Source organism: Methylorubrum rhodesianum (assembly GCF_014199985.1).
GTDB classification, from domain to species: domain Bacteria; phylum Pseudomonadota; class Alphaproteobacteria; order Rhizobiales; family Beijerinckiaceae; genus Methylobacterium; species Methylobacterium rhodesianum.
On sequence record NZ_JACHOS010000026.1, the window covers coordinates 48,033 to 59,571 of the forward strand.

The 11,539-nt window shown below is 70.7% G+C and carries 9 protein-coding genes and 1 other annotated feature; all 9 genes read left to right on the top strand.

Going from position 1 to position 11,539, the window contains the following annotated elements:
* Positions 1-77 precede the first annotated feature (77 nt).
* The 9 genes from lptF to HNR01_RS25820 all read left to right on the top strand — a co-directional run bounded on the left by lptF (position 78) and on the right by HNR01_RS25820 (position 11,330).
* A complete protein-coding gene (gene lptF, locus HNR01_RS25780) occupies positions 78-1,247 on the top strand; it encodes an LPS export ABC transporter permease LptF (protein ID WP_017484477.1) in 1,170 nt (389 codons plus the stop codon).
* Positions 1,248-1,257: 10 nt separating this feature from the next.
* Positions 1,258-2,346, top strand: a complete 1,089-nt coding sequence (gene lptG, locus HNR01_RS25785) for an LPS export ABC transporter permease LptG (RefSeq protein ID WP_017484478.1) — start codon at positions 1,258-1,260, stop codon at positions 2,344-2,346.
* A gap of 90 nt (positions 2,347-2,436) precedes the next feature.
* Positions 2,437-5,028 (top strand): LPS-assembly protein LptD, encoded by a 2,592-nt coding sequence (locus HNR01_RS25790; RefSeq protein ID WP_017484479.1) that lies wholly within the window; start codon positions 2,437-2,439, stop codon positions 5,026-5,028.
* A gap of 156 nt (positions 5,029-5,184) precedes the next feature.
* On the top strand, positions 5,185-5,661 hold the full coding sequence (locus HNR01_RS25795) for a tellurite resistance TerB family protein (protein WP_183670680.1): 477 nt from the start codon (positions 5,185-5,187) through the stop codon (positions 5,659-5,661).
* 130 nt (positions 5,662-5,791) lie between these two features.
* Positions 5,792-6,235, top strand: a complete 444-nt coding sequence (locus HNR01_RS25800; protein ID WP_183670682.1) for a CidA/LrgA family protein — start codon at positions 5,792-5,794, stop codon at positions 6,233-6,235.
* Positions 6,232-6,948, top strand: a complete 717-nt coding sequence (locus HNR01_RS25805) for an LrgB family protein (RefSeq protein WP_017484482.1) — start codon at positions 6,232-6,234, stop codon at positions 6,946-6,948. The genes HNR01_RS25800 and HNR01_RS25805 overlap by 4 nt, the downstream gene beginning before the upstream one ends.
* A 269-nt stretch (positions 6,949-7,217) precedes the next feature.
* A complete protein-coding gene (locus tag HNR01_RS25810; RefSeq protein WP_183670688.1) occupies positions 7,218-8,387 on the top strand; it encodes an adenylate/guanylate cyclase domain-containing protein in 1,170 nt (389 codons plus the stop codon).
* Between the two features lie 61 nt (positions 8,388-8,448).
* Positions 8,449-8,504 (top strand) — a sequence feature (sul1 is cis-regulatory element that is thought to sense ions involved in sulfur or methionine metabolism; They are found in Alphaproteobacteria).
* Between the two features lie 69 nt (positions 8,505-8,573).
* Positions 8,574-10,082 carry a SulP family inorganic anion transporter gene (locus HNR01_RS25815; RefSeq protein WP_183670684.1) on the top strand — a complete coding sequence of 503 codons (1,509 nt, stop codon included), beginning with the start codon at positions 8,574-8,576 and terminating at the stop codon, positions 10,080-10,082.
* Between the two features lie 156 nt (positions 10,083-10,238).
* Positions 10,239-11,330, top strand: coding sequence for an alpha/beta fold hydrolase (locus tag HNR01_RS25820; RefSeq protein WP_183670686.1), 1,092 nt, complete (start codon positions 10,239-10,241; stop codon positions 11,328-11,330).
* Positions 11,331-11,539: the final 209 nt, after the last annotated feature.

Consider the following 11,539-nt stretch of genomic DNA (forward strand, 5'->3'; position numbering starts at 1 on the left):
TGATCGCCGCGACCGGCGAGAATGCGCGGCGCCGTGAGCGGTGGCGAGGAAGGGGTCCGGGGGAGCGGAAGGCGCGGATGACGCAGATCGAGCGCTACATATTCAGGATCGCGCTCGGGGCCTTCCTCACCTGCCTGATCGGCCTCACCGGCACGATCTGGGTGACGCAGGCCCTGCGCGAACTCGACCTCGTCACGGCCAAGGGGCAGACGCTCCTCGTCTTCCTGTTCATCACCGCCCTGTCGCTGCCGACGCTGATCACCGTGATCGCCCCCGTGGCGCTGTTCATCGCCTGCGTCTACGCGCTCAATAAACTCAACGGCGATTCCGAGCTCATCGTGATGTCGGCCGCCGGCATGCCGCCGCGCCAGCTGCTGCGGCCCTTTGCGACGCTCGCGCTCGCCGTCAGCCTCGTCGTCGCCTTCCTGACGATCCAGGTGATGCCGTCCTCGTTCCAGGAGCTGCGCGACGTGCTGACGCGGGTGCGCGGCGACTTCGTCGCCAACGTCGTCAAGGAGGGTCAGTTCACCGCCCTCGACAACGGCATCACCTTCCATTTCCGCGAGCGCGGCGCCGACGGCTCGCTCCAGGGCCTGTTCATCCAGGACAAGCGCGAGGCCGGCAAGGCGGTGGTCTACCTCGCCGAGCGCGGGCGCGTCGCGGATGTCGACGGGCAGACCTATCTCGTCCTGGAGAAGGGCAGCATCCACCGCCAGCAGAAGGACAGCCGCGATTCCTCGATCGTGAGCTACGAGCGCTACGCCGTCGATCTCGCCGCCTTCACGCCCCCGGATTCGGAGACGATCTACAAGCCGCGCGAGCGCTCGACCCTGGCCCTGCTCTTCCCCGATACGGGCGAGGGCTATTACCGCCTGCAGAAGGGCCGCTTCCGGGCCGAGCTGCACGACCGGCTCTCCGCCTGGCTCTACCCGCTGGCGCTCGCCTTCATCGCGTTTGCCGCGCTCGGCGACCCGCGCACCACGCGCCAGGGCCGGGGCCTGGCCGTGGCCGGGGCGGTGCTCGGCGTCGTGGCGCTTCGCATCGCGGGCTTCGCCGCGAGCAGCGCCGCCGTGCGCAGCCCCGGCGCGGTCGTGGCGATCTACGCCGCTCCGCTCGGGGCCATCGCCCTGTCCTGCCTCGTGATCTTCGGCGGCGCCCGGGCGCGGGCCTTGAACGAGCGGCTCGGGCGGTTCGGGCGGCGGCTCACGGGGGCCGTGCGGCGGCGCCCGCTGGCCGGGCGCGCCTGAGGCCACGGCGATGCTGATCGGCGCGACCCTCGGCCGCTACTTCGCGTGGCGCTTCGTGCGCACCATCCTCGGCGTGTTCCTCACGGTCTTCGCCCTGGTCTACACCCTCGACTTCGTCGAGCTGCTGCGGCGCGCGGGCGATGCGGAGGGCGCCTCGCCCGGGCTGATGGCGCAGCTCGCCCTCTACCGCACGCCCGCCGTGGCCGAGAGCGTGCTGCCCTTCGCCGTTCTGTTCGGCTCCATGGCGGCCCTGCTCCAGCTCTCGCGCAAGCTCGAACTCGTGGTGGCGCGGGCCGCCGGCATCTCGGCGTGGCAGTTCCTCCAGCCCGGCGCCTTCGTCGCCCTGGCGATCGGCGCCCTGGCGATCGGCGCCTACAACCCGCTCTCGGCGGCGCTCAAGCAGCGCTCCAGCGAGATCGAGGCGAAGATCTTCGCCAAGGCGACCAAGGCCGGCACCGGCAAGGACCTGTGGCTGCGACAGCGCAGCGTGGACGGGCAGGCGATCATCCGCGCCGAGACGGCGATCGAGGGCACGACCACGCTCGCCGGCGTCACCGTGTTCCAGTTCGACGACGCGGGCGTCTTCACCGCGCAACTGGAGGCGGCGCGGGCGACCCTGCACGACGGCTGGTGGGAGTTGCGCGATGTGCGGGTTCTCACACGCGATGAACCGCCCGAGAGCCACGAGGTCTACCTCGTCGCCTCGACCCTCGATCCGAGCCAGATCCGCCAGCGCTTCACGCCCCCGGAATCTGTGCCCTTCTGGCAACTTCCCGAGACCATCGCGCGCCACGAGCGGGCGGGCCTGGATGCCACGCGGTACCGCCTCCAGTACGATGTGCTGCTGGCAACGCCCCTGCTCTACCTCGCGATGGTTCTCGTGGCGGCAACGGTTTCCTTAAGGTTCTTCCGCTTTGGTGGCGTCGGGAAACTCGTGCTCGGCGGGGTGAGCGCGGGCTTCGTTCTCTACGTCGCGCGGCAGGTGATGGAGGGGCTGGGCGCGTCGGGGATGGTCGCGCCGACAGTGGCGGCGTGGTTCCCCGCCGTGGTAGGGAGTCTGCTCGGTACGCTCACGCTTCTCTACCAGGAGGACGGCTGATGCGCGGTGCTCCGGGTGGGGACGGGTTCGGTTGTGCCAGGGACTGGCTGGGTCGTCGTGCAGGGGGCTGCACAGGGTTCGAGGGACGCGTTGCGTAAGGTCGCCGACATCGCGATCACGGTCTCCATGGCCGCACTGCTGACGGCAGCCTTCGGGCTCGCCGCGCCGCGCGCCCATGCCCAGGCCGGGCTGGAACGGCTCGCCGGCTCCAAGGAGAAGGACGGGAAAGGCCAGCGCCTGCTCGTCGAGGCCGACGAGCTGATCTACGACAACGACCGCAACACCGTGACCGCCCGCGGCAATGCCGAGCTGCATTACGGCGCGCGCACGCTCCAGGCGGACCGGGTGCGCTACGACCGCGGCACGAGCCGGGTCTTCGCCGAGGGCAATGTCCGCCTCACCGACGAGACCGGCGCCGTCGTCACCGGCGATCGGATGGAGCTGACCGACGACTTCAAGAACGGCTTCGTCGACGCGCTGCGCATCCAGCAGACGGTCCAGCTCAAGGGCGAGACCGTGCGCACCCGCATCTCCGCCCCGCGGGCGGAGCGAATCGCGGGCGAGCAATCGAGCTTCGACTACGCCACCTACACCGCCTGCGAGCCGTGCAAGGACCATCCGGAGACGCCGCCGCTCTGGCAGATCAAGGCGGCCAAGATCATCCACAACAATGAGACCCACACCATCAGCTACGAGGATTCGACCCTCGAGCTCGGTGGCATCCCGGTCGCCTACCTGCCCTATTTCGAGTCCGCCGACCCGACGGTGAAGCGCAAGACCGGCTTCCTGACGCCGCGCTTCATCACCTCGACGGCGATCGGCACCGGCGTGGCGACGCCGTTCTTCATCAACCTCGATCCGAGCTACGACCTGACGCTCTCGCCGGCCTTCGTCTCGCGCCAGGGCGTGCTGGGCCAGGCCGAGTTCCGCCAGCGGATCGACAACGGCAGCTACAATCTCCGCCTGTCGGGCATCTTCCAGACCACGCCCTCGGCCTTCCTGCCGGGGCCGCTGGGGGCTGCCGACCGCGAGTTCCGCGGCTCGATCGAGTCGCGCGGGCGCTTCTTCATCAACGAGCACTGGCGCACGGGCTGGGACCTCGTTGGCGTGACCGACAAGTGGTTCCTCGACAATTACCGCATCCGCAACCAGAACATCACCACGGACTATTTCCGCGAGGCGGTCTCGACCGCCTACCTGATCGGCCAGGGCGACCGCTCGTGGTTCGAGGCGCGGGGCTACTACTTCAAGGCCCTGTCGAGCTTCGACTGGCAGAAGGAGCAGCCGGTCGTCCTGCCGGTGATCGACTACGACAAGCGCATCGACGGGCCGGGCAAGCTCGGCGGCGAGGTGCGGTTCGAGGCCAACGTCACCAGTCTCTCGCGCGAGGCGACGGACTTCCAGGGCATCCCGCGCACGGGCAGCTACCTGTTCGCCCCGAGCGTCAACGGGATCAGCTACCCGCTCTACGAGACCTGCACCACCTTCGTGCGCGACCGCTGCATCGTGCGGGGCCTGGGCGGCGTCGACACGCGGCTCTCGGCCCAGGTCTCCTGGCGGCGCAGCTTCATCGACGATTTCGGGCAGGTCTTCACGCCGTTCACCTACCTGCGCACCGACGCCTTCTTCGTGAACCCGAGCCGGTCGGGCTTCCAGAACGCGCTGGTGAACAACATCACCACGATCGATGACGGCTTCTCCGGCCGCGTCATGCCGGCGATCGGCCTCGACTACCGTTATCCCTTCGTCGCCGATTTCGGGGGCCTCGGCGTCCATACCCTGGAGCCGATCGCCCAGGTGATCGCCCGGCCCTCCGAGACCCGGATCGGCCGGCTGCCGAACGAGGATGCGCAGAGCCTCGTCTTCGACGACACCTCGCTGTTCCAGTGGGACAAGTTCTCCGGCTACGACCGGGTCGAGGGCGGCGTGCGGGCCAATCTCGGCGCGCAGTATTCCGTCGTGACCCCGACCGGCTGGTACGCCAACCTGATGTTCGGCGAGTCGATCCAGATCGCGGGCGTCAACTCGTTCCGCCGCGGCGATGTCGCCAATGTCGGCCTCGATTCCGGCCTGGAGAACCGCCGCTCGGACTTCGTCAGCCGCTTCCAGCTCTCGCCCAACCAGAACATCAGCTTCATCGCCCGCGCCCGCTTCGACCAGCGCGACTTCGCGGTGAACCGGTTCGAGGCCGGCGTGACCGCGCGGTTCTCGCCGTTCCTGCCGCTCGAGACCTCGCTGTTCTACTCCACCTACGAGGCGCAGCCGGCCCTGGGCTTCCCCCATCGCCGCGAGGGCGTGACCGCGTCCGCCACCTACCGCATCACCCCGAACTGGTTCGTCACCGGCTCGGCGCTCGTCGACTTCACCCACTACCTCGACACGCGCGACACCTTCGCCGACTACTACACCGCCTACCTCGCCAACCCGGTCGGCCTCTCGCCAGTCTACAGCAATCCGGGCAAGGCCTACCTCTCCGGCATGAGCCTGGGCGGCGGCTATCAGGACGAGTGCACCACGGTCTCGCTCAACTACATCGTCTCGCCCATCGCCACCGCGATCGGCGTGCGCGAGCGCAACCAGACCGTGCTGCTGCGCCTGGAGCTGAAGACGCTCGGCGAGGCGGACCTGCGCCAGAACGTCAGCACCTCGACGACCGCCGACGGCATCGCCACGGTGCGCTGACCGTGGAGCGCCCTGTAGGGTGATAGGGGGCGCGTCGGTGCAGCCGGGCCACGCCGCCCCCGAAACGGCGCGATCGCTCGCGCCCCCGCCCCGTCCTCGCTTGACCCTGCCCGGCACGCCCCCGACGGTGGCGCGCAACATCGGACGGGAACGGACATGGCCCTTCTTCAGCGGCTCCTCGCTTACGCCTCCTCGGCCTTCGGCCTGCCGGCCTCGGCCGAGACCGTGCCCGACGGCAGCGAGGAGCATCTCGCGGCGACCGCGCTGCTCGTCCACGTCGCCCGCGCCGACGGCGTGCTCGACCCGGCGGAGTCCGAGCGGCTGGTGCGGCTCGTGCGCCGCCGCTACGCGGAGAGCGACGCGGAGGCGCAGGGCCTGATCGAGCGTGCCGCCGCCTTCGAGGCGCAGACCCGCGACATGACGAGCCTGGTCGAACTGATCGGCAGCGACGGCAGCAGCCCGGAGGAGCGGACGCGTCTGCTCGCCATGGCCTGGTCGGTGGCCGGCGCCGACGGCGACCTGCACGAATTCGAGGAGGCGCTGGTCTGGCGCCTCGGCAAGCTGCTCGGCTTCGACGAGCCGGCGATCGCCGCCGCCCGCGACCGCGGCTTCCGCGAGCCCGCCGGCGCGTGACGGCGGGCCGTCATGGGTTTCGAAAGGGCAAGCCCTTTCGCGGGTCCCCGGCGGAGCCCTGGGACCCCATCGGGGCGCTGCCCCAGGACCCCGCCGAAGGGATGATCCCCTCGGGATCCCGGATTGCACGATGATCGTCAGCCTGACCCTGATCCTGCTCGCCCAGCTTCTGGGGGAGGTCGCGGCCCGCGCCGCCGGCCTGCCGGTGCCGGGACCGGTGATCGGCATGGCGCTGCTTCTCGGCTTCCTGCTCCTGCGCGACCGGACGCAGCCGGCCTCGAACCGCTGGCTGCCGCCGCCGCTGGTCGATGGCGGCCTGGAGGGCACCGCCAAGGGCATGCTGGCGCATCTCTCGATCCTGTTCGTGCCCGCCGGCGTCGGCATCGTCGGCAAGCTCGACGTGCTGGCGAGCCACGGGCTCGCGCTCGCTGTGGTGCTCACCCTCTCCGTGACCCTGACGCTGGCGGCGACCGTGCTCACCTTCGTCGCGGTCTCGCGGATGCTTGAGCATCGGCCCGAAAGGGGGTGGCGGGCTTTCGGAAGGAGCCGATCCAAGGACGGTGACCGTCGATGACCGGCGAGTTCGCCCTCTGGGTCTATCTGAGCCACACCCCTCTGCTGTGGCTCACCGTGACGCTGCTGGCCTACGCGGTCGCCGACCGCTTCTTCCAGGCGGCCGGGCGCCACCCGCTCGCCAACCCGGTGATCCACGCGATCTGGATGATCGGCCTCGTCCTGACGCTCACCGGCACGCCCTACCGCACCTATTTCGAGGGCGCGCAGTTCGTGCACTTCCTGCTCGGGCCGGCCACGGTGGCGCTGGCCGTGCCGCTCTACGAGCGGCGGGCGACGGTGATGCGCGCGCTCCTGCCGATGCTCGCCGCCCTTCTGGTCGGCTGCGTCACGGCGATGACCTCGGCGCTCGTCTTCGCCCGGCTCGCCGGCATCCCCTACGACGTGCGGCTGGCGATGGCCCCGAAATCCGTGACCACGGGCGTCGCCATGGGCATCGTCGAGGCGCTCGGCGGCGACCCGACGCTCGCCGCCGTGCTGGTGATGCTGACCGGCATGGCCGGCGCGGTGATCGTCACGCCGCTGATGCGCACCCTGCGCGTCGAGGACATGCGCGCCCGCGGCTTCGCGGCGGGGCTCGCCGCCCACGGTCTCGGCACCGCCCGCGCCTTCCAGGTCAGCGAGGTTGCGGGCACCTTCGCCGGCATCGCCATGGGCTTGAACGCGTTCCTCACCGCGATCCTGGTGCCGGTGGCGGTGAGCGTGTTGCGGTGAGCGTGTTGCCGTGAGCTCTTGCCGGCCCCCGGGCGTGCCGCACGGAGGCACGACGGGGGGGCGGGACGGATTCGCCGCCCGGCCACGCCCCGTCACGTTCGAGTGTCGAACATAATCCGCATCGCGGCACCGGCCCGGTCGTGAGTATTCCCGATCTGTGCGAGGCCGCACGACGATGAGTTGAGCGCGATCGGAAAGTCTTCGGGAGTCACGCTGCCGCCGTGATTGTCTGTCCACCCCTTCGGCAACGCCTGGAGCCGATGAAGACAATGTCGAACGGCACCCCGACCTTCTGGATGACCATGGCCGCCGTCAGCGCCTCGTTCGGCGCGCTGCACGGCCTCCTGTTCAACGACGGGCCGACGCTCCCCGGGATCCTCTACGGCACCGGTGTCGGGCTCACGGTGATCGCCTACGAGCGCGGCGTCTTCCTCGCCGATTACAGCCAGCGCCTGCGGCGGCTGCCGACGCTCGCCTATTTCGCCGCCGCCGAGATCAGCCTGGTCCTCGTCATCGTGACTGCGATGTCGGTGACCGGCTCGGTCGTCTGGGCGCTCGGCATCGCGGACAAGACCTTCCTGGAGGCCGTGACGCCCAAGCTCCTCACGCTCCCGTTCGCGCTGGCGGTCTCGGCGCTGATCGTCGCCGTCCTACGGGTTCGCGACCTGATCGGCAGCGAGACGTTCACGAGCCTGATCCTCGGGCGCTACCATCGCCCGGTCAGCGAGGCGCGGGTGTTCCTGTTCCTCGATCTCGTCGGATCGACGGCCTACGCGGAGCGGCACGGCGACCTCGCGGCGCAGGAACTCCTGAAGGCGGTCTTCGCCGCGATCGCCGAGCCGGTGCGGCGCCACCGCGGGCAGGTGGACGACTATGTCGGCGATCAGGTCATCGTCTCCTGGCCCCTCGCGCGCGGCATCGAGCGGGCGCGCTGCGTCGCCTGCGTCTTCGCGATCCGCCGAACCCTCGAGGCCGACCGGGACGGATGGCTCGCCCGCTTCGGCTTCGTTCCCGAACTGCGCGCGGCCCTGCACGGCGGCGGCGTCGTGACGGCGGAGGTCGGCGTCGACCGGCACAAGATCGCCTATTTCGGCGACGTCATGAATGCGACCGCCCGGCTGGAGGGGCTGTGCCGGGAGACCGGGCGGAGCGTGCTGATCTCGGATGCCGTCCTGGCCCGGCTGCCCGCCCTCCCCGACGGCATCGAGGCCGAGGCACTCGGCGGGTACCGCCTGCGGGGCCGTAGCGAGACCATGGCCGTGCATGCGCTGACGGAGATGGCCCCGGTCACGGCGGTGGCCTCGAACCCTCGGGCCGGAACCGAGCGGAAGCCGGCGGTGCCGCACCTCGCACCGCATCTTGCGCCGCATCTTGCGCCTTGGCCCGAGCGGCCGGGGGCCGAAGCGCGGGTGCCGCGACGGTCGGCGGCCTCCGCCTGAGCCGAGCCCGGCCTGCCGTGTTGCGCCGCGATACCTGACCCTCTACAAGCCGGGGCATTCGCCTGGACCCGGTGCAAGCCCGGGTGGCTCTTCCGGCCGCCGATCCGCCGGACCACGCATTCGCGACGCCGCCTTCCCTCCCCCGCATCGTCGGCGGAGCCCGCGTCCCTCTGCGGAATTTCCTCGATGTCATCGACCTCCACGACCGCCCGCGGGCGGTTCGCGTCCACTTGGTTCGGCTCCTCCTGGTTCGGCTCTCCTTGGGCCGACATCCTCTCCGGGATCGTCGTCGCCCTCGCCCTGATCCCGGAGGCGATCGGCTTCTCGGTGATCGCCGGGGTCGATCCCAAGGTCGGGCTCTACGCCTCCGTTGTGATCGCCTGCGTCATCGCCTTCGCGGGCGGGCGCCCGGCCATGATCTCGGCCGCCACCGCCGCCACCGCCGTGGTGATGGTCGATCTCGTGCGCGACCATGGCGTCCCCTATCTCTTCGCCGCCACCATCCTGATGGGCGTGTTCCAGATCCTCGCCGGCCTGGCGAAGCTCGGGCGGCTGATGCGCTTCGTCTCGCGCTCGGTGATGACGGGCTTCGTCAACGCGCTGGCGGTCCTCATCTTCCTGGCGCAGCTGCCCGAACTCACCGGCGTGACGCCGGTCACCTACGGCCTGATCGCGCTCGGGCTCGCCATCATCTACGGCTTCCCCCGGATCACCCGCGCGGTGCCCTCGCCGCTCGTGGCCATCGCCGTGCTGACGGCGCTCACCGCCTGGCTCGGGCTCGACGTGCGCACCGTCGCCCATCTCGGCGCGCTGCCGACCGCCCTGCCGAGCTTCGCCCTGCCCGACGTGCCGCTGACCCTCGAGACCCTGCGCATCATCCTGCCCTACTCCGTCACGCTCGCCGCGGTCGGCCTGCTCGAGAGCCTGCTCACCGCGCAGATCGTCGACGACATGACCGACACCGGCAGTTCCAAGAACCGGGAATGCATGGGCCAGGGGCTCGCCAACATGAGTTCGGCGGTGTTCGGCGGCATGGGCGGCTGCGCCATGATCGGGCAGTCGGTCATCAACGTCTCGTCGGGCGCCCGCGGCCGGCTCTCGACGCTGGTGGCGGGGAGCTTCCTGCTGGTGCTGCTCGTGCTCCTGCAGGATCTGCTCAGCCTCGTCCCCGTCGCGGCGCTGACCGCGGTGATGATCATGGTCTCGCTCAACACCTTCTCCTGGCGCTCGCTCGGCGAGCTGCGGACCAACCCGCTGCCCTCCTCCCTGGTGATGCTCGCTACCGTCGCCGTGGTGGTCGCCACCCGCGACCTCGCCATCGGGGTGCTGGTCGGCGTGCTGCTGTCGGGCGTGTTCTTCGCCGGAAAAGTCGCGCGGATGAGCCGGATCACCGCCGAGCTGTCGCCGGACGGATCCACCCGCACCTACCGGGTGTCGGGCCAGGTGTTCTTCGCCTCCGCCGGCACCTTCGCCGAGGCGATCGACGTCCGCGAGCCGGTGGAGCGCCTCGTCATCGACGTGCACGCGGCGCATTTCTGGGACATCTCGGCGGTGGGCGCCCTCGACCGGGTGGTGATGAAGGCCCGTGCCGGCGGCCGGGTCGTCGAGGTGATCGGCCTCAACGAGGCCAGCGCCACCCTGGTCGAGCGGTTCGGCCGCCACGACAAGGCGGACGCTTCCCTGGCGGTCCATTGAGGGAGGGCGTCCGCCCTCTCCCACGGTTGTGCGCTGCGGCGGAAATTCGCTAGGGTCGGCGGGCGGCGCTTCGGCGCGTCGCGGTGAGGGGGTGCCCCGACGATTCGGGATCGGCAACCCTGGGGCCGGACCGGCCCGCTGCCCCGTGAGGCGCCCGTGTTTCCCTTCGGCCCTCCCCGTCGGACCCGGCGCCTGCTGAATCGAAGCGCGAACCGCACGACGCGGCACGTCACGCGATCCATCGAGGCCGCCGCCGAGGCGGCGGCCAAGGCCGTGACCCGATCGACCGAGCAGGCGATCCGGGAGACCCGGAAGGCGACGGTGCGGTCGGTGAAGCGGACGGTCCGGCACGCCGAGAAGGCCGTCGAGGCGGCGCTTGCCCCGTCCGGGCCCGGGGCGGTGCGCAGGCCCTCCGGCCGCTTCGTCACCGTCGACGGCCTGCCCGTTCACGTCCTCCTGCGCGGGCGCGGGCGGCCGGTGGTGCTGGTCCACGGCAACGGCACCATGGCCGAGGATTTCGCGATCTCCGGCCTGATCGACCGGCTGGCGGCGCGCTACCGGGTGATCGCGATCGACCGGCCCGGCTTCGGCTACACGGCCCGCCCGCGCCACCGCCTCTGGACGGTTCAGGCCCAGGCCGTGCTCCTGCACAGGGTGCTGGAACAGCTCGACATCGAGCGCCCGCTCATCGTCGGGCATTCCTGGGGCACGATCGTCGCCCTCGCCCTCGCGGCCGACGGGCGGCGCGCCCTGCGCGGGCTCGTGCTGCTGTCGGGGTCCTACTTCCCGGGACATCGGACCGACGCGGCCCTGATCGCACCGCTGGCCGTGCCGGGCCTCGGCGACGCGGTGCGCGCGATGGTGCCCGCGAGGATGAGCGCGGCCCTCACCGAGCAGTCGTTCCGGTCCGTGTTCTGGCCGCAAGCCGTGCCGGCCCGGTTCAAGGCGCGCTTCCCCGTCGCGATCGCGACGGCGGCGACGCAGGCGCGGGCGGTCTCGGAGGATGCGGCCTCGATGAATTCAGCCGTCACGGGGCTGCAGCGCCGCTACGCCGGGCTGACGCTGCCGGTCTCGATCCTGGCCGGGGAAGCGGACGCGATCGTCAAGACGGGCGAGCAGTCGGTCCGGCTGCACACGACGATTCCCGGCAGCACCCTGCGGCTCCTGCCCGGCCTCGGCCACATGATTCATTACGGCGCGCGGCTGAAGGTCGAGCGCGCGATCGACGATCTGATGAAGCTCGGATAGCCCCGCCCCCGGGGTCCGGATCCGGTCCCGTCTCGCCCCGGAACGCCGGGCGCCGCAGGGGGATTTGTCACCGGGCGTGCCGGATGGTCCGCGTGGGGCGGGGAGCGGGTCCGTAAGCAGATGGGGTGGATGGCTCCCGCTCCGACTGACGGCATCTGAGTGCCAGGATGTGGTTGCTGTCGAAGCAGCCACGCAGATGCAGGAGCCAT